The sequence below is a fragment of the Acinetobacter sp. ANC 4862 genome (assembly GCF_004336635.1).
Lineage (GTDB): Bacteria > Pseudomonadota > Gammaproteobacteria > Pseudomonadales > Moraxellaceae > Acinetobacter.
In genome coordinates, this window is the sequence record NZ_SJXH01000019.1 from 32,364 (window position 1) to 56,971 (window position 24,608).

At 40.6% G+C, this 24,608-nt stretch carries 27 protein-coding genes and 1 rRNA gene; 19 read left to right on the forward strand and 9 right to left on the reverse strand.

The window, feature by feature from the left end; all coding sequences use genetic code 11:
* The first annotated feature begins 95 nt into the window (after nucleotides 1-95).
* From E0409_RS09615 to E0409_RS09625, 3 genes are all read left to right on the forward strand, one after another.
* Nucleotides 96-1,301 carry an acetyl-CoA C-acetyltransferase gene (locus tag E0409_RS09615; protein WP_131290142.1) on the forward strand — a complete coding sequence of 402 codons (1,206 nt, stop codon included), beginning with the start codon at nucleotides 96-98 and terminating at the stop codon, nucleotides 1,299-1,301.
* Nucleotides 1,302-1,312: 11 nt separating this feature from the next.
* Entirely contained in the window at nucleotides 1,313-3,448 is a 2,136-nt protein-coding gene (locus tag E0409_RS09620) for a 3-hydroxyacyl-CoA dehydrogenase NAD-binding domain-containing protein (protein ID WP_131290145.1), read from the forward strand.
* A 297-nt stretch (nucleotides 3,449-3,745) separates the two neighbouring features.
* A complete protein-coding gene (locus E0409_RS09625; protein WP_131290148.1) occupies nucleotides 3,746-4,015 on the forward strand; it encodes a hypothetical protein in 270 nt (89 codons plus the stop codon).
* Nucleotides 4,016-4,100: 85 nt separating this feature from the next.
* Here E0409_RS09625 and E0409_RS09630 read toward each other — a convergent pair whose 3' ends face one another.
* Complete coding sequence (locus E0409_RS09630) at nucleotides 4,101-4,532, reverse strand: GNAT family N-acetyltransferase (RefSeq protein WP_131290151.1); 432 nt, start codon at nucleotides 4,530-4,532, stop codon at nucleotides 4,101-4,103.
* 57 nt (nucleotides 4,533-4,589) lie between these two features.
* Nucleotides 4,590-5,816, reverse strand: a complete 1,227-nt coding sequence (locus tag E0409_RS09635; protein WP_131290154.1) for a class I SAM-dependent methyltransferase — start codon at nucleotides 5,814-5,816, stop codon at nucleotides 4,590-4,592.
* 102 nt (nucleotides 5,817-5,918) lie between these two features.
* On the opposite strand from E0409_RS09635, the gene trhA reads away from it, so the two are divergent.
* Nucleotides 5,919-6,560, forward strand: a complete 642-nt coding sequence (gene trhA, locus E0409_RS09640; RefSeq protein ID WP_131290157.1) for a PAQR family membrane homeostasis protein TrhA — start codon at nucleotides 5,919-5,921, stop codon at nucleotides 6,558-6,560.
* Nucleotides 6,561-6,705: 145 nt separating this feature from the next.
* On the forward strand, nucleotides 6,706-8,022 hold the full coding sequence (locus E0409_RS09645; protein ID WP_131290160.1) for an MFS transporter: 1,317 nt from the start codon (nucleotides 6,706-6,708) through the stop codon (nucleotides 8,020-8,022).
* Between the two features lie 58 nt (nucleotides 8,023-8,080).
* On the opposite strand, the gene E0409_RS09650 is transcribed toward E0409_RS09645, so the two are convergent.
* Both E0409_RS09650 and E0409_RS09655 read right to left on the reverse strand, forming a co-directional pair.
* The gene (locus E0409_RS09650) at nucleotides 8,081-8,425 is read right to left on the reverse strand and encodes a hypothetical protein (RefSeq protein WP_131290164.1); all 345 of its coding nucleotides are present in this window, start codon (nucleotides 8,423-8,425) and stop codon (nucleotides 8,081-8,083) included.
* An 87-nt stretch (nucleotides 8,426-8,512) separates the two neighbouring features.
* Complete coding sequence (locus E0409_RS09655; protein WP_131290168.1) at nucleotides 8,513-9,523, reverse strand: metallophosphoesterase; 1,011 nt, start codon at nucleotides 9,521-9,523, stop codon at nucleotides 8,513-8,515.
* A 111-nt stretch (nucleotides 9,524-9,634) separates the two neighbouring features.
* On the opposite strand from E0409_RS09655, the gene E0409_RS09660 reads away from it, so the two are divergent.
* Nucleotides 9,635-11,269 (forward strand): phospholipase D family protein, encoded by a 1,635-nt coding sequence (locus tag E0409_RS09660; RefSeq protein WP_131290171.1) that lies wholly within the window; start codon nucleotides 9,635-9,637, stop codon nucleotides 11,267-11,269.
* 37 nt (nucleotides 11,270-11,306) lie between these two features.
* Here the strand turns inward: E0409_RS09660 and E0409_RS09665 are convergent, their stop codons facing one another.
* Nucleotides 11,307-12,116 (reverse strand): lysophospholipid acyltransferase family protein, encoded by an 810-nt coding sequence (locus E0409_RS09665; protein ID WP_131290174.1) that lies wholly within the window; start codon nucleotides 12,114-12,116, stop codon nucleotides 11,307-11,309.
* Nucleotides 12,117-12,502: 386 nt separating this feature from the next.
* On the opposite strand from E0409_RS09665, the gene hflX reads away from it, so the two are divergent.
* The 8 genes from hflX (at nucleotide 12,503) to E0409_RS09705 (ending at nucleotide 17,899) form a co-directional block, all read left to right on the forward strand.
* A complete protein-coding gene (gene hflX, locus E0409_RS09670; protein WP_131290177.1) occupies nucleotides 12,503-13,834 on the forward strand; it encodes a ribosome rescue GTPase HflX in 1,332 nt (443 codons plus the stop codon).
* A 43-nt stretch (nucleotides 13,835-13,877) separates the two neighbouring features.
* A complete protein-coding gene (locus tag E0409_RS09675) occupies nucleotides 13,878-14,249 on the forward strand; it encodes a hypothetical protein (RefSeq protein ID WP_131290180.1) in 372 nt (123 codons plus the stop codon).
* Nucleotides 14,250-14,259: 10 nt separating this feature from the next.
* A complete protein-coding gene (locus tag E0409_RS09680; protein ID WP_131290221.1) occupies nucleotides 14,260-14,934 on the forward strand; it encodes an LrgB family protein in 675 nt (224 codons plus the stop codon).
* Nucleotides 14,935-15,019: 85 nt separating this feature from the next.
* On the forward strand, nucleotides 15,020-15,466 hold the full coding sequence (locus E0409_RS09685; protein WP_131290182.1) for a DUF2147 domain-containing protein: 447 nt from the start codon (nucleotides 15,020-15,022) through the stop codon (nucleotides 15,464-15,466).
* Nucleotides 15,467-15,626: 160 nt separating this feature from the next.
* On the forward strand, nucleotides 15,627-16,073 hold the full coding sequence (locus tag E0409_RS09690) for a DUF2147 domain-containing protein (protein ID WP_131290185.1): 447 nt from the start codon (nucleotides 15,627-15,629) through the stop codon (nucleotides 16,071-16,073).
* Nucleotides 16,074-16,234: 161 nt separating this feature from the next.
* The gene (locus tag E0409_RS09695; RefSeq protein WP_131290190.1) at nucleotides 16,235-16,684 is read left to right on the forward strand and encodes a DUF2147 domain-containing protein; all 450 of its coding nucleotides are present in this window, start codon (nucleotides 16,235-16,237) and stop codon (nucleotides 16,682-16,684) included.
* A gap of 160 nt (nucleotides 16,685-16,844) precedes the next feature.
* Nucleotides 16,845-17,294 carry a DUF2147 domain-containing protein gene (locus tag E0409_RS09700; RefSeq protein ID WP_131290193.1) on the forward strand — a complete coding sequence of 150 codons (450 nt, stop codon included), beginning with the start codon at nucleotides 16,845-16,847 and terminating at the stop codon, nucleotides 17,292-17,294.
* Between the two features lie 155 nt (nucleotides 17,295-17,449).
* Entirely contained in the window at nucleotides 17,450-17,899 is a 450-nt protein-coding gene (locus E0409_RS09705; protein WP_131290195.1) for a DUF2147 domain-containing protein, read from the forward strand.
* A gap of 60 nt (nucleotides 17,900-17,959) precedes the next feature.
* On the opposite strand, the gene E0409_RS09710 is transcribed toward E0409_RS09705, so the two are convergent.
* From E0409_RS09710 to pdxA, 3 genes are read right to left on the reverse strand one after another with little or no spacing between them, the layout of a single operon-like run.
* The gene (locus E0409_RS09710; RefSeq protein WP_131290198.1) at nucleotides 17,960-18,808 is read right to left on the reverse strand and encodes a symmetrical bis(5'-nucleosyl)-tetraphosphatase; all 849 of its coding nucleotides are present in this window, start codon (nucleotides 18,806-18,808) and stop codon (nucleotides 17,960-17,962) included.
* Entirely contained in the window at nucleotides 18,809-19,621 is an 813-nt protein-coding gene (gene rsmA / locus E0409_RS09715; RefSeq protein WP_131290201.1) for a 16S rRNA (adenine(1518)-N(6)/adenine(1519)-N(6))-dimethyltransferase RsmA, read from the reverse strand.
* Between the two features lie 21 nt (nucleotides 19,622-19,642).
* Nucleotides 19,643-20,611, reverse strand: a complete 969-nt coding sequence (pdxA, locus tag E0409_RS09720) for a 4-hydroxythreonine-4-phosphate dehydrogenase PdxA (protein ID WP_131290204.1) — start codon at nucleotides 20,609-20,611, stop codon at nucleotides 19,643-19,645.
* Nucleotides 20,612-20,935: 324 nt separating this feature from the next.
* On the opposite strand from pdxA, the gene rplM reads away from it, so the two are divergent.
* The 5 genes from rplM to E0409_RS09745 all read left to right on the forward strand — a co-directional run bounded on the left by rplM (nucleotide 20,936) and on the right by E0409_RS09745 (nucleotide 23,873).
* A complete protein-coding gene (rplM, locus tag E0409_RS09725; RefSeq protein ID WP_067724808.1) occupies nucleotides 20,936-21,364 on the forward strand; it encodes a 50S ribosomal protein L13 in 429 nt (142 codons plus the stop codon).
* A gap of 12 nt (nucleotides 21,365-21,376) precedes the next feature.
* Nucleotides 21,377-21,763, forward strand: a complete 387-nt coding sequence (gene rpsI / locus E0409_RS09730) for a 30S ribosomal protein S9 (RefSeq protein ID WP_131290207.1) — start codon at nucleotides 21,377-21,379, stop codon at nucleotides 21,761-21,763.
* 331 nt (nucleotides 21,764-22,094) lie between these two features.
* Nucleotides 22,095-22,748 carry a glutathione S-transferase N-terminal domain-containing protein gene (locus E0409_RS09735; RefSeq protein WP_131290210.1) on the forward strand — a complete coding sequence of 218 codons (654 nt, stop codon included), beginning with the start codon at nucleotides 22,095-22,097 and terminating at the stop codon, nucleotides 22,746-22,748.
* An 11-nt stretch (nucleotides 22,749-22,759) separates the two neighbouring features.
* On the forward strand, nucleotides 22,760-23,191 hold the full coding sequence (locus E0409_RS09740; RefSeq protein WP_131290212.1) for a ClpXP protease specificity-enhancing factor: 432 nt from the start codon (nucleotides 22,760-22,762) through the stop codon (nucleotides 23,189-23,191).
* 19 nt (nucleotides 23,192-23,210) lie between these two features.
* Entirely contained in the window at nucleotides 23,211-23,873 is a 663-nt protein-coding gene (locus E0409_RS09745; RefSeq protein ID WP_131290215.1) for a hypothetical protein, read from the forward strand.
* 520 nt (nucleotides 23,874-24,393) lie between these two features.
* On the opposite strand, the gene rrf is transcribed toward E0409_RS09745, so the two are convergent.
* Nucleotides 24,394-24,508: ribosomal RNA gene (gene rrf, locus E0409_RS09750) — 5S ribosomal RNA — on the reverse strand.
* Nucleotides 24,509-24,608 lie beyond the last annotated feature (100 nt).

Consider the following 24,608-nt stretch of genomic DNA (forward strand, 5'->3'; position numbering starts at 1 on the left):
CATTTGATCTGATCCGTTCTCGTCATTGCACTTCAAAAATTAATCATTACACTCGAAAAGTATAACAATTTAAAAGTCATAACCAAGGAACAGCTATGAGCGAGGCTTACATCATTGATGCCATTCGCACACCACGCGGAAAAGGAAAAAAAGATGGTTCACTGCATCAAGTGAAACCGATTACCCTACTCACCACCTTACTCAATGAACTGAAAGATCGTCACCAACTCGATACATCAAAAGTCGATGACATTGTACTGGGCTGTGTGACTCCAATTGGTGATCAAGGTGCTGATATTGCCAAAACGGCCGCTATTGCTGCAGGTTGGGATAATGATGTGGCCGGTGTGCAGATCAACCGTTTCTGTGCATCCGGACTGGAGGCCGTGAATATGGCAGCCATGAAAATCCGTTCGGGTTGGGAAGATATCGTAGTTGCCGGTGGTGTGGAATCCATGTCGCGTGTGCCGATGGGTTCAGATGGCGGTCCATGGGCACTTGATCCAGAAACCAACATGGCCTGTGACTTTATTCCACAAGGCATTGGCGCTGACCTGATTGCGACCATTGACGGTTATAGTCGTGAAGATGTCGACACTTTTGCTGCCGATTCACAAAAGAAAGCGGCTGCAGCTCAAGCCAATGGCCATTTCAACAAATCGATTGTGGCAGTAAAAGACAAAGCAGGCGTGACGATTTTAGCCCAAGACGAGTTTATTAAACCAACCACCACCGCAGAAAGTTTAGCCAAGCTTAATCCAAGTTTTGCCATGATGGGACAAATGGGCTTCGATGCCATCGCCCTGCAAAAATATCCTGAAGTCGATCAAGTCAATCATGTCCATCATGCAGGAAATTCATCCGGCATTGTCGATGGTGCTGCGCTGGTTTTGATTGCTTCAGAAAAAGCCGTTCAAGAACAGGGTTTAAAACCACGTGCCAAAGTTTTAGCAACGGCATTGGTTGGCTCTGATCCAACCATCATGCTGACCGGTCCTGTACCTGCTGCACGTAAGGCTTTAGACAAAGCCGGTCTAAGCATTGATGACATCGACCTGTTTGAAGTCAATGAAGCCTTTGCAGCGGTGGTGATGCGCTTTATTAGCGAACTCAATGTTGACCCTGCCAAAGTTAACGTTAACGGTGGTGCGATTGCGATGGGACATCCACTAGGTGCAACCGGTGCGATGATTTTAGGCACACTGCTGGATGAACTGGAACGTCAAGGCAAAAAACGCGGTTTAGCTACGTTATGTGTCGGTGGTGGTATGGGCATCGCAACGATTATTGAATTGGTATAAGGAGAACAATAATGAGCGCAATTCAATTTGAAAAAAATGCCGATGACATTGTCATACTCACACTAGATTCTCCAAACCAGTCTGCCAACATCATGAATGCGGATTTCCGTGCTGCACTGGAAGATACTGTTGCCAAGCTACAGGCAGATGCAGAAATTTCAGGGATTATTTTCCGTTCAGCGAAAAAAACCTTTTTTGCCGGGGGTGACCTTGATGAACTGATTGAGGCAGAGCCGGATCATGCCACCACATTCTTTCACATGGTTGAAGAGATGAAAGCCAAACTGCGCTATATCGAAACGCGTGGTATTCCTGTGGTTGCCGCACTCAATGGCACGGCGCTCGGTGGTGGCTGGGAACTGGCTTTGTGTTGTCACCATCGTATTGCACTGAATGACCCGAAAGCCAAGTTCGGTTTACCTGAAGTGACTTTAGGATTATTGCCGGGCGGTGGCGGAATCGTGCGTACTATACGGCTACTCGGTTTACAAAATGCATTTCCACTGTTGATGGAAGGCAAACAGTTTGGAGTAGAGAAAGCCAAATCTTTAGGCCTGATTCACGATATTGTGGAAACTGAACAAAAACTGTTAGATAAAGCCATTGCTTGGGTCAAAGCCAATCCAATATCGCAACAACCGTTTGATGTGAAAGGTTACAAAATTCCAGGTGGATCGCCTTCAACGCCGGCAGTCGCTCAAATGCTTGCGATTGCACCTGCGATACTGCGTGACAAGACCAAAGGTTGCTACCCTGCCCCTGAAGCGATTATGGCCGTAGCCGTTGAAGGTGCGCAGGTGGATGTCGATACGGCACTGACCATTGAATCGCGTTATTTCACCTACCTTGCGACCGGTCAGATTTCTAAAAATATGATTGGTACGTTCTGGCACGGTTTGAATGCGATTAAATCAGGTGCCAGTCGTCCGCAAGACATTGCCAAATGGAAAGCCACTAAAGTCGGTATTTTAGGCGCCGGGATGATGGGTGCAGGGATTGCTTATGCGACTGCATCGAAAGGCATACAAGTTATTTTAAAAGATGTATCAACAGAAGCGGCTGAAAAAGGCAAAGCCTACAGCCAGAATCTGCTGGATAAGAAAGTCTCTCAAGGTCGTTTAACGGCTGAAAAACGCGATCAAGTTTTAAGTTTAATTACAGCTACTGCCGATGCTGCCGAATTACAAGGCTGTGACCTGATCATTGAAGCGGTGTTTGAAAATCCAGAACTGAAAGCCAAAGTCACCCAAGAAGCGGAAAGCTATTTGGTAACTGGCGGTGTGATGGCATCGAATACCTCTACCCTGCCGATTACAGGACTCGCTAAAGCTTCTAAGGATGAGAGCCATTTCATTGGTCTACATTTCTTTAGCCCGGTCGATAAAATGCAGTTGGTGGAAATCATCAAAGGGCAAAACACCTCAGCGGAAACTTTAGCTAAAGCTTATGACTATGTCCAGCAAATTGGAAAAACCCCAATTGTGGTGAATGACAGTCGTGGTTTCTTCACCAGTCGTGTGTTTGGTACTTTTGTACAAGAAGGTTTACGACTGCTTGCTGAAGGGGTTCATCCTGCCAAAATTGAAATGGCAGCGCTCAAAGCCGGTATGCCCATTGGCCCCCTTGCGATTCAGGATGAAGTATCTTTAACACTTTCTGAACATGTCGCGAACGAGACGCGGAAAGCCCTGCAAGCAGAAGGTAAAGACCTGCCACGTTCCGCTGCAGATGATGTGATTGAAACTATGATTCATCAATTTAACCGTAAAGGTAAAGCTGCGGGTGCAGGTTTCTATGAATATCCTGAAAGTGGTAAAAAACATTTATGGGAAGGGTTAAGCCACTGGAAAAAAGACGTGGAGATATCCGAACAGGAAATGATTGACCGTTTTCTGTTTGTTCAAGCGCTGGATACTTTGCGCTGCTATGAAGAAGGTGTGTTGGAATCGGTTGTAGATGCCAATGTTGGCTCGATCTTTGGAATTGGTTTTGCGCCATGGACAGGTGGAGCCATCCAGTATCTGAACCAGTATGGTCTGGAAAAAGCCTTGATCCGTGCCAATACACTTGAAGCTAAATACGGCGAGCGTTTTAAAGCGCCACAATTGCTGAAAGATAAAGTGCACACTGGCGAGAAAATTTCATAACACGACTTAAGCTATAAAGCATTAACGCTCTTTCTTTTTATTGAAGATAAGGGCGTTAATACCTTTTAAGAGTTCTTTTAAATCATTACAAATATGTACCCATCTTTTAAGTAAGTTTTCCTGCCTAAGCCCGATATAAACTTCGACCTCACTTAAACAAAGATCCATCTGTTAAAATTAATTTTTAATCCCTTATTTAAATGAATGGTTTAATCAGTTATGAGTCGGCTTTCATTCTATTCTGTGCTATAAAGTTACCTAGATTCTGATTTATTTTTATCCATTTTGGTGTTTTCTATGACTAACCATTCTTCTCCTGAAAAATCCCCTTGGGGTTGGAAAGCCCTGATTATTGCTTGTATTTTAGGCGCTCTTTTCATGGGATTTTTCTATCTTGCTATAAGTAATGAACCTGATTACATGCCAAGCCAAAAACAAAAGCAGGCACAACAAGCTGCGACGTCTGCTGCATCAGAACCGACTGCCGCTGAAATGAATATGACTGAAGCAGAACATGCTGCAATGACAGAAACTGAAAAATCAGCTGGACATGGGGCTGGTCACTGATTCCGAGCATAATGGTCGAATCCTGAAATAAAAAAGCCACTTTTTAGTGGCTTTTTTATTTCTTCAAAACTGAAGATTTTAATAGCTAAGTACTCCTGAATAGCAATCGCATATCAATATGCGGAATAGCACAATCCAGATATTGCTCACCTTCAACTTTAAAACCCAAGCCCACATAAAACTGCATGGCATGCACTTGTGAAGACAACTTTAAAAATTCGCGCTGTTCATGTTTGGCTTGCTGAATGATCTGTTGCATCAGCAATTTTCCAATGCCTAGACCGCGATGCGATTTCAACACCGCCACACGCCCAACGATGTTATTTTGCAATAATCGTGCTGTCGCAATCGGCTGATCTTGATCATAAACCACAAAATGCAATGAAACCGCATCTTCCGCATCCCATTCATCTTCAGCCGCAATCTGCTGTTCCTGAATAAACACCTGCTCCCGAATCAGTTTGGCATCTTTTTGCAATTCATCCCAACTGCCTGTGCGTATTGTAAATTGGGTCATCAAAAATCATCTTCCTAAACATAAAAGCAGCCTTGCGACTGCTTCATCCATTTTAAATTAGCACTTACAGCCAATATCCTGCTGATCCCACTGATTATTCAGCAACAATTCAAGCGAATGCTTTTGAATGCCATACATCTGTTTTAAGGCTTGAATCTGAGCCAATACCGCCTGATCGGGTTGTTGATAATCTTTACGTTTGGTCGCCAAAATCATTTTGTTTTTACTGGTATGTTCGAGTGCGACAAACTCGAATACTTTGGTTTCATAACCATAGGCTTTAAGCAACAAAGCACGAATGGTATCGGTGAGCATTTCAGCCTGTTGACCTAAATGAATGCCAAACTGCAACATCGGCTTCAGCACTTCCGGACTTTTGAGCTGTGGACGCAATTCCTTATGACAGCACGGCGCGCACATAATCATTTGTGCATTTAAACGAATCCCGGTGTGAATGGCAAAGTCAGTCGCCACATCACAGGCATGCAAAGCGATCATCACATTCAGGTGCTCTGGTTGATAGGTACGTACATCGCCTTGAAAAAAGTCCAATTGCTTAAAATTAGATGCTGTCGCTACATTTTGGCAAAACTCTACCATTTTCGGATTCAGCTCCACCCCGGTAACAAAGGGCGTTTGACCCTGCTTTTCCAGATAATCGTATAAGGCAAAAGTAAGATAACCTTTACCTGAACCAAAATCGACCACACGCAAAGCATGCTCTTGCTGTGTAATTTGATCCAAAGCACCCGAGAAAATTTCTACAAATTTATTAATCTGTTTCCATTTACGCGCCATGCTTGGAATAATTTGCGCTTTCGCGTCAGTAATGCCTAAAGGCTGTAAAAAATAACTGTCTTGATCGACATAACGATGTTTCGTGCGATCATGTCCTTGTTGAGTTTCTAGGTTTTGAACCTTTGATGCAGATTTGTTTTTACTCACCGTCAGCATGGCTTTTTTCTTGTTCTTTTTGAGTTGCAGCTCTTCTTCAGTGGTAAACAGATTGGCTTGTTTACAGTGTGCCAATAAATCTTGAATGAGTTGGCTGGCTTCCGCTAAAGGATAGTTTTTGGTGACATCTTGAGTCTTATAACGATACAAACAACTTAAAACCGACTGCCCTTGCAGTGAAATGACTCGCAAGGTCATTTTCTCCAGGTTTTCAAGTTCGCCTTTATACTGGCTAAGAATCATTCGATCAAAACTTTGTGTTTCAATGGCTTGCTGAAAAGCATCTAAGAATTGTTGTTCCTGAATAAAAGGAGAAGCCAATTGAGACATACAGATCACTCGAGTAAATTAAGTTATCAGTGTAAAACTTCTTACTTTAAAGGTAAAACTTCATTACTATACAAGTGTATTTTTAATTATAGAAAATAAGCGATGAATACATCTAACTTGCAGACCTACGATCCACAAGAAGAAAAAATAAATGCGATTAGTCATGCACTTGGCGCAGTTTTAGCAGCCATTGCCAGTATTTTCATGTTGATTAAAGGCAGTTATTTACCGCTAGGACAATTTATTGGCCTATGTGTCTATGCATTGAGCCTGATTTTACTCTTTACAGCTTCAAGCTTATATCACTATGCCGAATCACCACAGCGTCGGGGCTGGTACAAAAAACTGGATCACACTGCAATTTATTATCTGATTGCTGGAACCTATACTCCCTTTTTGTCTATTGCGCTTCCAACGGCAAAAGCACAATACCTGTTAATTGCACTTTGGGTGATTGCTGGAATTGGTACACTATTCAAGTTAGTTTTCATTCATCGTTTCCAGAAAATTTCACTCATCGCCTACCTGGCTATGGGCTGGCTTGCATTACTGGTAATGGATGATATGCAACGCTTTTTAAGCGATCAAGCATTGACCTATCTCATCATTGGCGGACTGGCTTATACCATTGGTGCGTTGTTTTATGCATTAAAAAGAGTAAGATATACGCATGCTATCTGGCATGTATTTGTATTGATTGGCGCTGGATCACATTTCTTAGCGATCTGTCTTTACGTGATATAACCTTCTATTTCTACATTTTTTAGCAACCCTAAATCCGTAGACATGAGTCGGTATTTCGTATTTTTTTAAGAAATTACGCCTTTTTTTAAAAAGATTACGCTTTTAAAACTAAGTTTTTTTATTTTTAGTAAGTGTAAGGTTTCTCATGGCGTCTTCAGATTCTATTGCTGCTACTACAGAAGTAGCTACAAATTCAAAATTCCGCGTACTAACTGCGAGTCTTGTGGGTACCACAATCGAATTCTTCGATTTTTATATTTATGCCACTGCGGCAGTCATTATTTTTCCGTACTTGTTCTTCCCGGCCAGTACCGATCCAATGACAGCAACCATTCAATCGCTGGCAACTTTTGCGATTGCCTTTATTGCCCGCCCGATTGGCGCGGCACTGTTTGGGCATCTGGGTGACCGGATTGGGCGTAAAGCCACATTGGTTGCGGCACTACTCACCATGGGTCTTTCAACCGTATGTATTGGTTTATTACCTACCTATGCTCAGATCGGTATCGCAGCACCCTTACTGCTTGCACTTTGCCGTTTAGGTCAAGGTTTGGGTTTAGGTGGCGAATGGTCTGGTGCGGTTCTGCTTGCAACGGAAAATGCCCCTGAAGGCAAACGTGCCTGGTACGGTATGTTCCCGCAACTGGGTGCACCGATCGGCTTTATCCTGGCTACAGGTTCGTTCCTGACCCTGGGTGCATTCATGTCTGAAGCAGACTTTATGCAATGGGGCTGGCGCATTCCGTTTATTTCAAGTGCTTTACTGGTGATTATGGGTTTATGGATTCGTTTAAAACTCCATGAAACACCAGCGTTCCAAAAAGTATTGGACAAGCAAAAAGAAGTTAATATTCCCTTTAAAGAAGTGACCACTAAACATTGGCGTATGCTGATTTTAGGCACGATTGCGGCAATCTGTACTTTCGTGGTGTTCTACCTGACTACAGTATTTGCATTGCAATGGGGTACCAAACAGCTCGGTTATAGCCGTGAACAATTCTTGCAGTTACAACTGGTTGCGACCTTATGTTTTGCTGCATTTATTCCACTTTCTGCCGTGTTCGCGGAGAAGTTTGGTCGTAAAACCACCTCTATTGCGGTGTGTATTGTATCTGCCATTTTCGGTCTTTTCTTTGCCGATATGCTGGAATCTGGAAGCACGCTCGTAGTGTTTTTATTCCTGTGTATTGGTTTAGCGATCATGGGTTTAACCTATGGTCCAATCGGTACGGTCCTTTCTGAAATCTTCCCGACTTCAGTTCGTTATACCGGTTCAGCATTAACCTTTAACCTTGCGGGTATTTTTGGCGCCTCTTTTGCACCATTAATTGCAACCAAGCTTGCGACCACTTATGGTTTATATGCTGTGGGTTATTATCTAACTGCGGCATCTATCTTGTCACTTTGTGCATTCTTGCTCATTCGTGAAACCAAAAATGATGATGTAAACAACCAGGTTTAATTTCATCAAATAATAAAAAAAACCAGCGTGATGACGCTGGTTTTTTTATATTGTTTCTTCAAATCTGTTCATCACTTAACATTTCTTGATAGAGCTCTTCAAACACCTGTCGATCGCCACCGGCATTGTAATAACTCGGAACAATGTAAGTCACCAGTTGACGGTATCTTTCTGTTCCATATAAATGATCCAGAAAAGCTTCCACATTATTTTCATCAATACCAAATGCCGTGACCAGTTGCTGAAACTTTTGATAAAATCTGCCGGCAAATGCCGGTGTATTGACCACATCACTTTCAGCTTGCTGAAAAGCCTGTTCTAAAGCAACCAAACCCGCTTCAAGCTGTGCCGATTGAATATCTGTTAAAGCAAAAAACTGCCCCACCTCGTCTGCAAAAGACATACTCTTCTCCTGTTTTGTTCTCATTGTTATAAATCAATCTTGCTTTAGGGTATGTCAAAAATTGTTCCAGAAATTGATCTTCAAGATTTAAACCAGCTCGATGATATCAATCGTTGGGGGTACCCGAAAACGAAAAGGTACACCCACCATTCCTGTTCCAACCGTGACAAATACATCGGCATGTTCATGCTGATATAAACCTTTTTTATGTCCCAGTATAGACACTTTTTTCATGATGTAATTGGTCAGCCAAGGCAGTTCAACTTGCCCGCCATGCGTATGTCCAGACAGCATTAAAGGACGGGTCGGCAATTGTGGCACCATATCCACGGTGTCAGGATTATGCGATAAAATCACCCAGGGTTTGTCTTGCGGCAAATCTGGCATATAACGCATATCAGTTTTTCCGGCCCATAAATCACCGACCCCCAACAAACGAAATTCATCAAATTCAACAATTTGACCTTCAATATCAATCACGTTGTTGACTTTTAACGCATGCCGCAACAGGTTTTGAATCGGTGGTCCCGGGTACTGTTCATCATGATTGCCATTGACTGAATAAACCGGAGCATTAATGTTCTGTAAAATGGCCAGTTCATCGGCAAGTTTGTTTTCAGGTTCATAGGTCCAGTCCCCGGCAACAACGACCAGATCCGGATTCTGCTGATTAATTTTATCGACAATAATTTTCAGTTGTCGTTCATGACCGGAAAATAGACCAATATGTAAATCGGCAATCAATGCCAGTTTGACCGGACGCTGTATTTTCTGTTCAGGATTCAACTGATATTGTCGGGTTTTAACCATGATATGCTGCGGTTCAATAAAGCGTGCATAAATCAGCACACTACTCAGCAGGAAGATGAAAATAGATTCGTGAATGGAGTAATAGCCACTCCAGCCGGCATAAAGGCTAAAGAAAAATAAAGGAAACAGTAAATAAGATAAGTAAAATGCCAGTAAATGCACAAAGGCTTTAAACGGATGAATGGTTTCCGTACGCGTTTGACTCAACCATGCTTGTGCAACACCCCAAATCCCAAGCACACAAAAAATGCTATAAAAATAAACAACGACCGAGTCTGTATCCCACATAATAATTTCTCTAACGATAACGAAGATATGACATCATTCATCTATTCTGATATTTATCTTTTCACAGCTGGCAATTATACTCAAACCCAATTTTGGTATTGTTTATAACTTATGGCGCAATCTTCCCCTCCCACAACTCAACTCGATACTCCTAAATTGCGCCGCTCTTCTACCTATAAAACTGCAGTATTGTTGAGTTGTAGCCTGATTGTAGGGATTCCAGCCTGTACCACCCTACCCAAGCAAACACCGCAACCGATTGAATATGCGTTTGATACCGAAACCAAACAAACCTCATTGGCGCAAATTATTTTACCGTTAAGAGCACAAAACCCCAATCTTACTGGTTATCATGTTTTATACGATCCGCTGGAAGCTTTAGCAGCACGTATACATCTTATTGATAAAGCTGAAAAAACTCTAGACTTACAATACTATATCTGGGACAACGATAAAATTGGCTCACTTGCGCTGCATTCCATCATTAAAGCAGCAGACCGTGGTGTAAAAGTCCGTTTGTTGATGGACGATAATAATGCCAAAAAGATGGAAGGCATTTATCTGGCACTCGATCAGCATAAAAATATTGATGTCAGACTGTATAATCCTTACCGTTTTAGACATTACCGCGCCATGGACATGGTGCTGGATTTAAAACGTATCAACCGTCGCATGCATAACAAAAGCTTTATTGCAGACAACCAGATTGCTTTAATTGGCGGTCGCAATATGAGTAATCAATATTATAACGTCAGCGACAATTATCAATTTTCTGATGTCGATGTGATGCTGGTCGGCTCTGCATCCGATGAAATTGTTCATTCTTTTGATGAATACTGGAATGATGATTATGCATTTCCGGTCAAACAGATTGTCAATCCTCGGCATTATGCATTGCGTTTTGAGAGTCTAAAACAGCAACTTGAGCAACATTCACAAAAAATTACCGTTCAGAACTATCTTGATTTAGCCACACGCTCACATGCCTTTGAAAAATGGCTGAATAGCAGCATCCAATTTGATTGGGTCAAAGCGGAAATCGTGAGTGATTCACCGAGTAAAATTAAGTCTAAAGCGAAAAAAGAGCAACACTTGAATTTTCAACTGCTGAATCGTTTAGAAAAACCGGAACAAAGCGTCGATATTATTTCAGCTTATTTCGTTCCTGAAAAAAAAGGCGAAAAGCTGCTGAGTGAGCTGGCTCAAAATAATATTCAGGTGCGTGTACTCACCAACTCTTTTAAAGCCAATGACGTGTTTTTAGTGCATGCTTTTTATGGCAAATATCGAAAGAACTTATTAAAGGATAATGTCGAGTTATATGAGTTTCTGTCTGTACCTGAAACTGAAAACTTAAATGCCAATACCCAGGAAATCGCTGAAAAAGCCAAAGTCAGCTTAAAGGGTTTAAGCCGTTCCAGCCTGCACGCCAAACTGATGGCGATTGATCAAAAACAGGTCTTTATTGGTTCTTTCAATTTTGATCCACGTTCTGCCTACTTAAACACGGAAATTGGCGTCTTGCTCGATAGTCCGAATTTAGCCAGAGCTGTGCACCAGACCATGGATCAGAATTTATCTAAATATGCCTACAAACTGGTTTTAGATGCCAACAATAAAATCAACTGGAAAATTAAACGTCAGGATGGCAGCACCAAAACCTATCTCAAAGAACCGAAAATGAAATGGTGGCAAAAGGCAGGGGTTAAAGTCATTTCGTGGTTGCCAGTCGAAGGCTTTATGTAAGCCTTCGCTTTATCAGGGATTCATTTTTATTGCCCGTTCACGTTGGACTTTTAAGCGCTATTTGATGTAACTGTGCTAAACCTTCAATCATTTTGGTGTGAACTTCCTGAGTCAATGTTTCGACGGTATGCCCTTCAGGCGATATTGCCGGTAATGCCATTAAATGCGCTTTCACTTTAGGCATTTCCAAGACCTTTTTAACATGATCGGCAAAGCTTATATCATTAATAAACGGCGCCACCAGATCCAGTTGTCCATCCTGATTAACATAACAAATCAGACATATTTGCACAGGACGGTTGGCTTCTATGGCGGCAGCTAGAATACGTCCATAGATTTTTTTTATTCTTAAACCATCTGAAGTGGTCGCTTCAGGAAAAAATAACACCGGAATATCTTGTTTTAAAAATTCGGTAATTTGCTGTTTAATTTTAACCGAATCACCAGAGCCACGTTGAATAAACAGTGTTCCACCACCCTTTGCCAGTTTGCCAAGTAGGGGCCATTTTTCAATTTCCGCTTTGGCCAAAAAGAACACTCGAGCACCAGAACCCAAAACGGCGACATCGAGCCAGGAAATATGATTGCTCACCCACAGCGCCGGCTCACGTGGAATTACGCCATGCACATGAATTTCAAGATTAAAAACTTCGCATAATTGACGGCAAAAATGCTGCACATAACGTGTATTACACGGATTATTCGGGTCTTTATATAAACGGTGACGAAAAACCAGATAAAATCCTTGTGTAATCGCAGCTACAACCGCCAATAACTTTTTACTATATAAGAAAAATTTAGACATACTATTTAACGATGAACTTTCAGTTACAGAGGATTGAGTCATAGATTGATCACTAATTACCGGACACAGCATTTAATCATTTATTTTCTGCCATTCTATACTGTTCATTTTGATCTTGCATTGATCATAAAAACCGAACCCTGCTTTTTTTTAATTAAATAATTAAACCCAATCAACCCGCCACTTTGATCTAAAACATAAATGATACGAATAGATCTACATCAGTTAACAAACTGATTATCCATTAAAATAATAAATTTTATCAATAGCTTAAAATCAATCTAAGGATGATGAGTTTTGCATTTAGGCAAAATGTCTTTATTTATTCAGGGTTTTATTCGCTTCGTTTGGCAAGTCTGATCTATTTTTCACTATCCGTGCTTATTTTCTACTAAAATGAAGTTTTAACGTAGTTGAGATAGCATTTAGTGGAATATTTTGAGCGACATCAAGGTGGCGAACGCGCCCTATTAGTAAGTGTCTCTGTACAACTTTTAGATGACCTTGATGCAGAAGAATTTCGCTTATTGGCCCAGTCAGCGGGTGCTGAAATTGTAGAACATATGACCGCTCAACGGATCAAACCGGATCCAAAACTATTTATTGGCTCTGGAAAAGCAGAAGAAATCGCGGAGCGAGTTAAAGAATTAGAAATAGATTTGGTCATTTTTGATCATGCCCTCAGTCCTTCCCAAGAACGCAATTTAGAACGAGTCATTCAATGCCGCGTGATTGATCGTACCCGGCTCATTCTGGACATTTTTGCCCAACGTGCTCGTACTCATGAAGGTAAACTTCAAGTTGAATTGGCACAACTGGATTATCTGTCTTCACGACTGGTCGGACGCGGCATCAGTTTAGATAGTCAAAAAGGCGGGATTGGTTTACGCGGACCGGGTGAAACCCAACTGGAAACGGATCGTCGTTTACTTCGTTTACGGATTGGACAACTCAAAGACAAACTGGAAAAGGTGCGTCAAACCCGTATACAAGGTCGTTCTGCACGCCAGAAAGCCGCAATTCCAACAGTATCTCTTGTCGGTTATACCAATGCGGGTAAATCGACCTTATTTAACCTATTGGCGCGCTCTGACGTTTATGCGGCAGACCAGCTGTTTGCGACACTAGATCCAACCTTACGCCGTTTAAATTGGGATGGGATCGGGGCTTTGGTTCTGGCCGATACTGTAGGTTTTGTCCGTAACCTCGCCCATGCCTTGGTAGAATCCTTTAAAGCCACACTTGAGGAAACGGCTGAGGCCACCTTGCTGCTGCATGTCATCGATTCCAGCAGTCCAGATATGCTGGAACAAATTGAAGCCGTAGAATCGGTTTTAAAAGAAATCGGTGTCGATGTTCCGGTACTGCGCGTCTATAATAAAATTGATCTTAGTGGTGAAGATGCCAAAATTGTGTATGCAAAACCGCATTTGCCTGATCGTGTCTATGTTTCTGCGCATGCCAATCAAGGCTTAGACTTGTTACGCCAAGCAGTTCAAGAATGCTTGATGGGACAATTACAAAGTTTTGAGCTGGTGCTAAAACCCGAATATGGAAAATTGCGTACTCAATTGTATGCGCTCAATGTCATTCAAACCGAAAATCATGATGAAGAAGGCAACCTGCATTTACACGTCATTATTGCGCCACAAAAGCTGGAGCAACTGATTAAACAAGCACATTTACCGATTGATGAAATTCTGGGAAAAAAAGCCATACAATTTAAAAGGCCCTTAGAGGAATTTGAAATCAAAAGATAAATCGGTTAAAACGTGATAAGTATAATTTTAAAGTTTGGTAAAAATGGACTGGATAAAAACAATCGACTGGCCAGCATGGATCGGTACACTGGCATTAATCATCTGCTTTCGTGAGGGAGCAGTATGGTTAATGACACAATTTAATCATCCTGAACTGGGTAATTTGGTCGGCTTGATTAGCTTATTGCTGACTCTGCTTATCTGGAGAAATGTCCACAAATTACCTGCGCGTTTAGTCGACACCAACAATAAAATCATGAAAGAAAGTGCCTTTGCTTTTTTACCGATTAGTTCCGGTTCTCTGATTATGTTGGTGCACATGGGAAAGGAAATTCCTGTTTTTCTTGCAGTGATGTGTATCAGCACCCTGATTCCATTATGGGTTTACGCAAAAATGGCCAAGCGCTGGTTATAGGGGAAATATGATGTTAGCAGTACTCTACGGTTTTATATTAACCCTGTTCGCCTATCTGATTGCCAAACCTTTAAATAAAAAGCTTCCGCAAGTGCCGGTCATTGTTATCGGCATGTTTTTCATTATTGGATTGCTGTTTGTGTTTGGAATCCCTTACGAATCTTATATGACACAGGTCAATCCGCTATTTAATCATTTACTCGGCTATGTCACCGTTGCCTTGGCTATTCCGCTTGCAGCCATGCGTTATGACGACTTACCACTCAAGGCCATTGTCGGTATTTTAGTGTTTGCCAGTATTAGTGCGGTGGCTTTACCGATGGGACTTGCCTATTTACTGCATATGTCTGATGCAAGCATTATGGCATTTGCAACTCGAGCGGTAACAACTCCAATTGCCATTAATATCGCCACACTTTTACATGCACCACTCACCTTAGTAATTTTAATTGTCATTTTATCAGGCGTGATTGGCGCTGCTTTTTCTCCATTGATCCTGCGCCATATTAATGATGAAAGGGCCTCGGGTCTGGCATTAGGCTTGGCTGCTCATGCTATTGGCACAGCTCAGGCATGGCAAAGAGGCAGCGTCGCAGGACGTTATGCGGCTTTTGGCATGGCAGTAAATGCCGTATTTACAGCTATCTGGTTGCCGACTTTCATACTCTATTTGCAAAAAATGTGACTGAGTAATCATTAATAAACATTTATATAGTCAAAATTTGACCTTATGATAAAAATTGTTCATAAAGTTATCTTAAGGTTTTTTGATGAGAAATTTTAAAATTTTAGCAGCCCTACTTCTTTCTACCAGCAGTAGTGCTGTTTTTGCTGAAGACATTGCGGGAACCTGGAAAAATATTGATGATAAAACCGGTTCTTCAAAAGCGATTATTGAAATTCGTCAAGAAACCAACGGCACTTATACCGCAAAAATTGTAAAAGTAACGCCTCGTCCAGGTTACACGCCCAAAGAAACCTGTATGAATTGCCCTGCTCCTTATACAAACAAGCCTATTCTAGGCATGGATATTTTGAAAGGTTTAAAGCCAGCGGAAGGGTCCAATTTTACTCACGGTAAGATTATTGATCCACTTAGCGGTCATATCTACAGTATGAAAGCGAAATTAAGTCCGAATGGTAAACGCTTAACCCTGCGTGGTTATGTCGGGGTTTCAGCATTGGGTCGTAGTCAAACCTGGATTAGAAACGACTAAATATGACAAAAAGTCACACTATGTGGCTTTTTTATTCACTATTATTCAAATAATTCACATTATTTTTCATTTTTATGAAGCAATAGGTTGACTGATCTTTAAACGATGATTATATCTTTATATAGATAAGAAGAATATTTTCCAACTCACAGGAATTGATATGAAGAAGAATATATTATGTGCTGCTTTTGCAAGTGTAGTTTTCAGTGGGAATGTATTGGCAAATGATATTACGGGAACCTGGAAAACGATTGACGATAAAACAGGCTCGTCAAAAGCGATTCTTGAAATGCGCCAAGAAAGTAATGGTACTTATACCGCGAAAATTATCAAAGTAACGCCACGCCCGGGTTATACCCCGAAGGAAACCTGTGTAAATTGTCCAGCGCCCTATACCAATAAACCCATTTTAGGCTTAGATATTTTAACCGGATTGAAAGCTGCCGATAATAACCACTTTGTAAATGCCAAAGTTCTTGACCCCCTCAGCGGTAAAATCTACAGCGGGAAAGCAAAATTGAGTGCCAATGGTAAACGTCTCACTCTACGTGGTTATGTGGGTGTTTCCGCACTTGGTCGCAGCCAAACCTGGATTAAAAGTGACTAATTCTGACAAAAAGCCACACTATGTGGCTTTTTTATTCCGAGTGATTTAAATATTTCACATTATTTTAATTTGTTATGACGCAATATATTGACTAATTATAAAACGCTCATAATATGTTCTTATGGATAAAAAAACTACAATCCACAATCGAAGGAATTGATATGAAAAAGAATATTTTGCTTGCTACTTTCGTTGGCTTATTTTTCAGTGGAAATCTATTGGCACAAGATCTGTCGGGGACTTGGCAACAAATTGACGATAAAACAGGCTCACCTAAAGCGCTTATCGAAATTCGTAAAGAAGCCAATAACACCTATACAGGTAAAATTGTCAAAGTGACTCCTCGTCCAGGTTATACACCTCAAAAGTCATGCAACAATTGTCCAACACCATATACCAATCAACCGATTCTGGGTATGGATGTCCTCACTGGTTTAAAACACGTGCCGGATACAAATAACTATGAAAAAGGGCGTGTCATTGATCCGCTTGCAGGCAAAATTTATGATGCTAAAGTCAAGCTAAGTGCCAATGGTAAACGCTTGACCTTACGTGGCTATGTCGGTATCTCCGCACTAGGACGCAGTCAAACTTGGCTTCGCGCAGAATAGCCAGGATTCGACTTAAATAAAAGCCACAGTGATGTGGCTTTTTTACCTTCATCAATATAATAATTTCATTTTTTGCACACTCTCCAGAATGTTGACTAATCACATAATCAGTCTAATATACCGACTCAATAAAAAGTGTTGCGTTATGGAAAGGTTTTTTATGCAAAAGAATATATTGCTTGCAACTTTGGCGAGTGTGCTTTTTAGTGGCAATGTTTTTGCTGAGGATATTTCTGGAATTTGGCAGCAGATTGATGATAAAACAGGTGCTGCTAAAGCCATTATTAAAATTGATAAAGAAGCCAATAATACCTATACAGGTAAAATTGTTAAAGTTACACCCCGTCCTGGCTATACTCCTCGTGCAACATGTAATAAATGTCCCGCTCCATATACCAACGATCCAATTTTAGGCATGGAAATCATTAAGGGCTTAAAACATGTAGAAGGGACCAATAACTACGAAAAAGGTCGTGTCATCGACCCGCTTGCCGGGAAAATTTATGATGCCAAAGTTCGTTTAAATGCCAATGGCAAACGTTTGACTTTACGTGGCTATATGGGTGTATCCGCATTAGGGCGCAGTCAAACCTGGATCAGACTGAACTAAATAAATACCACTATAAAAGCCACATAATGTGGCTTTTATACATTCGTCAATAAAATAATTGAATCTTTTGTAGACTCCCCAGATATTGACTAATCACATAATCAACCTAAGATACCGACTCAATAAAAAAATAATGAGTTATGGAAAGGTTTTATATGCAAAAGAATCTGTTACTTGCAACTTTGGCGAGTGTGGTTTTTAGTGGCAATGTTTTTGCTGAGGATATTTCTGGAACTTGGCAGCAAATTGATGATAAATCAGGTGCAGCCAAAGCGATCATCAAAATTCATAAAGAAGCCAACAAAAATTTTACCGCCAAGATTATTAAAGTGACCCCTCGACCGGGTTATTCTCCGCGAGAAACCTGTAATAACTGCCCTGCGCCATATACCAACCAGCCAATTTTGGGTATGGAAATCATTAAGGGCTTAAAACATGTGGAAGGAACCAATAACTATGAAAAAGGTCGGGTGATTGATCCTTTAGCAGGCAAAGTCTATGATGCCAAAATTAAAATGAATGCCACCGGTAAGCGCCTAACCTTGAGAGCCTATATGGGCGTTTCAACTTTAGGACGTAGTCAGACCTGGATTAGACTGGACTAAAAAATTACCAATAAAAAAGCCACATCATGTGGCTTTTTTATTTTGTAAATCATCCAAACACTACATCACTGGATTATCAACTTTAAATATTTCTTTATCTTCCAGGCGATAGGCAATCAACTGCTTACCCCAAACACAGCCACCATCGACATTCTGAATCTGTGGATTAATGGTTTTCCCTTGTAATGCAGCCCAATGCCCAAAGATCAGTTGATGGGTTTTCGCAGCTTCCGATTCAAATTCAAACCACGGTTTAAAACCTTGTGGCATTGGATCATCGAGTGAATCTTTAAAGCTGAACTCTAGACGACCTTCGCTGTTGGTTAAACGCATACGGGTTAAATAGTTGGTAATACAACGTAAGCGTGCATTACCCTCCAGATCATCTGACCAAAGATCAGGTTCTTTGCCATACATCTCGGCTAAAAAAGTATCTACCACAGCAAAATCTTCATGACTGATGATCGCTTCAACTTCTTTAGCCAAGGCAAAAGTTTGTTCTGCCGACCAGATACACGGAATACCGGCATGGGTCAAAATAGTTCGATCATTCGGGAAAAGACACAATGGTTGTTTGCGTAACCAATCAATCAAATCATCACTATCAATCGCATCAATCACATCACGGGTATTATCTTTGTCTTGTAATGCTTTTAAACCACGCGCACAGGCTAAAAGCGTCAGGTCATGATTACCCAATACCGTCGCTGCGACATCACGATCGACCAGCTTTTTAACAAAACGTAGCGTGCCAATCGAGTTTTCACCACGTGCAACCAAATCACCGGCAAACCAGATAAAATCTTGCTCAGGGTCGAACTTAATTTCTTTCAATAAGGCTTTTAATGCTTCAAAACAGCCTTGAACATCACCAATAACGTAATTGTATCGAATATCCGAGCGCGCCACTTAAGCCACCATTTGATCTGACAAAGCAACAAATTGAGCCATGGTTAAGGTTTCTGGACGTGCCATTGGATCAATACCGGCATTCTCGAAGCCATCTTCCACCAACATACCTTTCAAGCTGTTACGCAAAGTTTTACGACGTTGGGTGAATACATGTGAAACCAGACGTGCCAAGGCTTTTTCATTTTTGGCAATAATCGGTTTTACAGCATATGGCTCTAAACGGAATACCGCAGATGTCACTTTTGGTGGCGGATTAAAAGATCCTGGCGGCACTTCAAATAAAAACGTCGGTTTACAATAATACTGAATCATCACTGATAAACGACCATATTCTTTGGTATTTGGAGAAGCGGTAATACGATCCACCACTTCTTTTTGCAACATGAAGTGCATGTCTTTAACTTTGTCACCAAATTCCAAGAGATGGAACAAAAGCGGTGTTGAAATATTATACGGCAAGTTACCTACTACACGTAACGGATGATCTTCCTTAAACAACTCGGTAAAATCATATTTCAATGCATCAGCTTCAATAATGGTTAAACGCTCTGGATGCGGTACACGGCCGGGCAAACCTGCAGCCAAATCACGATCCAGCTCGATCACGGTTAAGGCATCGCATTCACCAATTAAAGGTGAGGTTAATGCAGCCAGACCCGGACCAATTTCAACAATATTTTCACCTGCACGCGGATTCACAGATCGCACAATTTTGGCAATCACCCGTTGATCATGTAAGAAGTTCTGACCAAATCTTTTTCGAGCCTGATGCCCTTCCTGTTTTGGGTTTAGGGCATTAATCTGATACATAAAAACAGTTCCAACGTGAAATTAGTGACGGGCGAGATCAAGCGCTAAATCGACAGCAACGTGCAAACTTGAACTTTTGGCCAGTCCAGTACCTGCAAGGGAGAGTGCTGTGCCATGATCTACAGAAGTACGAATAAACGGCAAGCCTAAAGTAATATTAATGGCTTCACCAAATCCTTGAGATTTTAACACAGGTAAGCCTTGATCGTGATACATCGCTAAAACGGCATCTGCATCTTTTAAATTTTCAGGGGTGAATAAGGTATCAGCAGGAAGGCTCAAACTCATATTAATGCCTTGTGCTCGATAACTTTCAAGCACCGGATTAATCACTTCGATTTCTTCCATGCCCAAATAACCACCCTCACCGGCATGCGGATTTAAGCCACAAACTAAAATATGCGGATGCTCAATCTTAAATTTGCTTTTTAAGTCATGAATTAAAATATCAATCACTTGATGCAAACGTTGTTTGGTAATGGCATCTGGAACATCACGTAAAGGTAGATGCGTAGTTGCAAGTGCCACACGCAAAGTTTTGGTCGCAAGCATCATCACTACACGTTCAACACCTGCAAATTCTTGGTAATACTCAGTATGACCACTAAAGTGAATACCCGCTTCATTAATAATTGATTTTTGCACGGGAGCCGTTGCAACACCGACACTTTTACCCGACATCGCATAATTGGCAGAACGACGGAGTTGCTCTAATACATAAGCAGAATTTTCAGCATTCAACTCACCCAATACCACATCGGTGTTTAATGGAACATGTTCAACATATAATTGACCTTGCCCTGAAGATTCTGATTGGCCTTGATATGCAATAAGTTCAACTGTTTGATTGAGAATTTCAGCGCGTTTTTTTAATAGATTGATATCAGCTAAAATCACAATTGGACGTTCATCAATACGCATCGCCAAACTTAAACAAATGTCTGGACCAATACCTGCAGGTTCACCACTGGTGACATATAAGGGAAGCATATTCCGTCTCTTTTACGCTGTGATCTAATCTCACCATTATATACGCCTTTGTCCCCTTACATATTTTGATCCGCAATCATTTTTAACCTGAAAATCCTTTGATGCGATGAACTTTTCATGACCTGACGAAGTTTAATTTCCCTTTATCGAAAAATCAGAAAATTATCTATGGTTATTCTTTGCACGACGATATTTTTACTATAGAATATAGCGCTTGAAATTTGCTTTTTCATTTGTGATTCTTCACGTATTCGTTTAGAATCGCGTCTCCTTTTGTTTGGACAGATTCCATAGTCCAAACCAACTATAATAGGTAGTGGTTTAATGAAAACTCTCAGCGCTAAGCCAGCTGAAGTTCAACACGACTGGTACGTTGTTGATGCTTCTGGCAAAACTTTAGGTCGTCTTGCGACTGAAATCGCTCGTCGTTTACGCGGTAAGCATAAAACTTCTTATACTCCTCACGTTGATACTGGCGATTATATCGTTGTAATCAATGCTGAAGAAATTACTGTGACTGGTAAAAAAGCTCACGATAAGAAATACTATCGCCATACTGGTTTCCCTGGTGGTATCCGTGAGACTAACTTCGAGAAGTTAATTGCTCACAAACCTGAAGCAGTTTTAGAAAAAGCTGTTAAAGGTATGTTACCAAAAGGTCCTCTTGGTTATGCAATGATCAAAAAAATGAAAGTGTACGCTGGTACTGAGCATCCACATACAGCTCAACAGCCACAAGTTTTGGACATCTAAGGGATACAGCACATGGCTACTAACTATGGTACAGGTCGCCGTAAGACCGCAACTGCACGTGTTTTCTTATCAGCTGGTACAGGTAAACTCGTAATCAACAATCGTACTCTTGAGCAATATTTCGGTCGTGAAACTGCTCGTATGATCGTTCGTCAACCTTTAGAACTTTTAGAAGTTACTGAAAAATTTGACCTTTACATCACTGTTGCTGGTGGTGGTATTGGTGGTCAAGCTGGCGCTATCCGTCACGGTATTACTCGTGCATTGATCGCTGCTGACGAAAACTTAAAACCTGCTCTTCGTCAAGCTGGTTTCGTTACTCGTGATGCTCGTGAAGTTGAACGTAAGAAACTTGGTTTACGTAAAGCTCGTAAACGTCCTCAATTCTCTAAACGTTAATTCGTTTACCGAATCGGACAAAAAGCCTTGGTTTATCCAAGGCTTTTTTATGTCTGCAAATTTACGACCAACTGTTATTTTTCTATTGTTCATACATATCTTTACCCCACACCCCTTCATGACACCAAAAGGACTTGCTGAGATAGTAGTTGGCAACACCAATTAAAATAAACAGCATCATTAAACCTAGTTTAATTATCATATTCCCTTACTCCAGTCATTTTTGCTTATAATCTACATCTCTTGTAGTTGATTCATCTTTTATGCTTCGTGCTTTTTAGGTTGAATTTTAGTATCCTATTCTATTCATTTTTTTGCTTTGTTTGGGATTATGTCCGTCGAAACCGCACCTGTTCAAGGAATTACAGTCTATAGCCATGCAGATGACTTTCGTTCACACTGGATTCGTTATGTCCTTGCCGAGAAGCAAATTAAATATCATCTTATTATTGTGGATGAAGACGATGAAGATCTCGCCAGCTTAAATCCATACAACCAAGTACCCATGCTGATTGAAAATGAACTTAAACTGTTCAACACCAGTATTATTTCCGAATATATAGATGATCGTTATCGTCAAAATAAATTGTATGCTGACGCACCCATGCCGCGCTCAGAACAACGTCAATATATTTGGCGATTTGAGCAAGATTGGCTAAAACTTGCAGATATCATGTTGCGTCATCCAGATAGCTTAAATGAAAAAGATAAAGCAAAAGCCCAAAAACAACTACGCGACATCCTGATTTCACTGACACCATTATTTCAGCACTTCCCCTATTTCATGTCAGAAAATTTTACAATTTTAGATTGCATGTTAGCGCCAATCTTTTTACGGTTACACTCAATGGGGATTGAACTCCCTAAACAACATTGTCGACCAATTTTATTATATTGCCAACGGATATTTACTCGTCCTGCTTTTACCAAGTCCATGACTATGCAGGAAAAAAATAAATATCGTGAAATTTTAGTGAATCAATAGAGTATCTTTCAATGTCTGATCAGGAATTAAACCACACTCCCACCCGCCCATATCTTGCGCGTGCAATTTATGAATGGATTTGTGACAACAACCTTACCCCACATTTACTTGTTGATGCCACACAACCGAATACTATGGTGCCAGAACAATTTATTCAAGATGGGCAAATTGTTTTAAATATAGCCCCTCATGCGGTACATAAATTAAATATGAGCAATGAGACCATCACCTTCTCTGCTCGCTTTGGTGGAGTATCACGTGATATATATGTACCCTTAAATGCCGTGATTGGCATTTATGCACGTGAAAATGGTCAAGGTTTATTCTTTGATCCAAATGAATATGAGGATATCCAAATCCCTGAAGATACTTTAAAATCAACAACACTTTCAGAAGAAACTGAACAACCTAAGAAAAAACCGAGCCTACGGCTATTAGACTAAAATAAGACGGAGTAAATTGATGGCTTTTGATTTAGTACAATATTTTGCTGAGCAGATTAACAATCAAAAGCCTCAGCTTCTCGAGCAACACTCTAGAGAAGATAGAAAAGAGCATTTGTTAGAAATAAATGCGCTTGTATTGGGTAAGTTGATTACACTTTGGCGTTCTAATGACAAAAAAGTTTATCAAGAAATTTCCTCACCCGAGGAACTCTTTATTCAAGAGGTTGCACGTCATCTCACCACTTCGTCAAAAAATCAATCTACATTAGCTAAAAATGAATTAGAGCCAGCAGTCACAGAGATATTAAGATTACAATTGGCAGAACTTAAACAGCTCAATGATATTGGTAATCTCGAAGTCCGAGGATTACGGGAATTACTTTTAGGGCAAATTGAACATCTTTCAGGTCAAGCCCCTGATTGGGTTTGGTCAACAAACGACCTATCAGAGTTAAAAGGCTCTAAACCAATTGTGCAAGAAGAGATATCATTAGACTCAACGATGAAGGAGTTTAATCAAATGGTTAGTCAACAACATACTGATGCCAATAAAGATCAACACAATACTGCAGCGGTAGTAAATACTACAGTTCCAGGGTGGTCAAAAATTCTCGAACCTGTAGTTGCTATTATTATTCTCTGGGTTTTATATTGTGCAGCAACACAAATGTTTAACTAAAATATTTAAAATTTTAGTTAAAAAAAATAAAAAATCGCCCTTTAGGCGATTTTTTATTTACTAATAGCCCAGCACTTTAAACTTATAAACAACATAGATAAAAATTGAAAATTCTCTATACCTATTATTCAATGCAGCAATACATATATAAAAGTCTTTTCAATTACCAAAGATTCCTCACCCTATTTACCCAATTTTTTTATTTAAACTTTTATTAAGTCTTTTTTTTACTTAGAGCATAGAAATCTGATTTTATTACCCTGAACGTAATTTTTAACAAGGTTAAAGACTTTGTGGGCTTTTAATCGCCTTAGATCCTACTTCTTAGTACAAGAAGTTGCTAAGGATAAATATTTTCATTCTTTCAGAATCAAGATTTAATCCAAGAAATCTGATCATCACTTTTTTCAAATACTTGATAAAGAAGGCTCCATATAGAGCTTTTTTAATTTATTTTCTATTTATTCCCCGCATAAAAAAACACCCCCTTCTCTTGAAGGGGGTGTTTTCAGGAATAATGAGCTGGCGATGACTTACTCTCACATGGGTAACCCCACACTACCATCAGCGCAAAGAGGTTTCACTTCTGAGTTCGGGAAGGGATCAGGTGGTTCACTCTTGCTATTGTCGCCAGCACAACTGTTTATGGATACTCGCTTAGTCTTACGTTTGTGCTAAGGTTTTTCCAAATCTTTACAGATTGGGCTGTTTGAGTTGCTATTGTCTAACTAACGC

What these genes read in the sequence shown, in the direction of transcription:
- rplM (WP_067724808.1), top strand. Translation starts at nt 20,936, where the DNA reads ATGAAAACTCTCAGCGCTAAGCCAGCTGAAGTTCAACACGACTGGTAC.
- rsmA (WP_131290201.1), bottom strand. Translation starts at nt 19,621, where the DNA reads ATGTATCAGATTAATGCCCTAAACCCAAAACAGGAAGGGCATCAGGCT.
- E0409_RS09625 (WP_131290148.1), top strand. Translation starts at nt 3,746, where the DNA reads ATGACTAACCATTCTTCTCCTGAAAAATCCCCTTGGGGTTGGAAAGCC.
- E0409_RS09745 (WP_131290215.1), top strand. Translation starts at nt 23,211, where the DNA reads ATGGCTTTTGATTTAGTACAATATTTTGCTGAGCAGATTAACAATCAA.
- E0409_RS09680 (WP_131290221.1), top strand. Translation starts at nt 14,260, where the DNA reads ATGTTAGCAGTACTCTACGGTTTTATATTAACCCTGTTCGCCTATCTG.
- trhA (WP_131290157.1), top strand. Translation starts at nt 5,919, where the DNA reads ATGAATACATCTAACTTGCAGACCTACGATCCACAAGAAGAAAAAATA.
- E0409_RS09660 (WP_131290171.1), top strand. Translation starts at nt 9,635, where the DNA reads ATGGCGCAATCTTCCCCTCCCACAACTCAACTCGATACTCCTAAATTG.
- E0409_RS09735 (WP_131290210.1), top strand. Translation starts at nt 22,095, where the DNA reads ATGTCCGTCGAAACCGCACCTGTTCAAGGAATTACAGTCTATAGCCAT.
- E0409_RS09695 (WP_131290190.1), top strand. Translation starts at nt 16,235, where the DNA reads ATGAAAAAGAATATTTTGCTTGCTACTTTCGTTGGCTTATTTTTCAGT.
- E0409_RS09650 (WP_131290164.1), bottom strand. Translation starts at nt 8,425, where the DNA reads ATGTCTTTTGCAGACGAGGTGGGGCAGTTTTTTGCTTTAACAGATATT.
- E0409_RS09620 (WP_131290145.1), top strand. Translation starts at nt 1,313, where the DNA reads ATGAGCGCAATTCAATTTGAAAAAAATGCCGATGACATTGTCATACTC.
- rpsI (WP_131290207.1), top strand. Translation starts at nt 21,377, where the DNA reads ATGGCTACTAACTATGGTACAGGTCGCCGTAAGACCGCAACTGCACGT.
- E0409_RS09665 (WP_131290174.1), bottom strand. Translation starts at nt 12,116, where the DNA reads ATGACTCAATCCTCTGTAACTGAAAGTTCATCGTTAAATAGTATGTCT.
- pdxA (WP_131290204.1), bottom strand. Translation starts at nt 20,611, where the DNA reads ATGCTTCCCTTATATGTCACCAGTGGTGAACCTGCAGGTATTGGTCCA.
- E0409_RS09615 (WP_131290142.1), top strand. Translation starts at nt 96, where the DNA reads ATGAGCGAGGCTTACATCATTGATGCCATTCGCACACCACGCGGAAAA.
- E0409_RS09740 (WP_131290212.1), top strand. Translation starts at nt 22,760, where the DNA reads ATGTCTGATCAGGAATTAAACCACACTCCCACCCGCCCATATCTTGCG.
- E0409_RS09685 (WP_131290182.1), top strand. Translation starts at nt 15,020, where the DNA reads ATGAGAAATTTTAAAATTTTAGCAGCCCTACTTCTTTCTACCAGCAGT.
- E0409_RS09635 (WP_131290154.1), bottom strand. Translation starts at nt 5,816, where the DNA reads ATGTCTCAATTGGCTTCTCCTTTTATTCAGGAACAACAATTCTTAGAT.
- E0409_RS09690 (WP_131290185.1), top strand. Translation starts at nt 15,627, where the DNA reads ATGAAGAAGAATATATTATGTGCTGCTTTTGCAAGTGTAGTTTTCAGT.
- E0409_RS09630 (WP_131290151.1), bottom strand. Translation starts at nt 4,532, where the DNA reads ATGACCCAATTTACAATACGCACAGGCAGTTGGGATGAATTGCAAAAA.
- E0409_RS09700 (WP_131290193.1), top strand. Translation starts at nt 16,845, where the DNA reads ATGCAAAAGAATATATTGCTTGCAACTTTGGCGAGTGTGCTTTTTAGT.
- E0409_RS09645 (WP_131290160.1), top strand. Translation starts at nt 6,706, where the DNA reads ATGGCGTCTTCAGATTCTATTGCTGCTACTACAGAAGTAGCTACAAAT.
- E0409_RS09705 (WP_131290195.1), top strand. Translation starts at nt 17,450, where the DNA reads ATGCAAAAGAATCTGTTACTTGCAACTTTGGCGAGTGTGGTTTTTAGT.
- E0409_RS09675 (WP_131290180.1), top strand. Translation starts at nt 13,878, where the DNA reads ATGGACTGGATAAAAACAATCGACTGGCCAGCATGGATCGGTACACTG.
- E0409_RS09655 (WP_131290168.1), bottom strand. Translation starts at nt 9,523, where the DNA reads ATGTGGGATACAGACTCGGTCGTTGTTTATTTTTATAGCATTTTTTGT.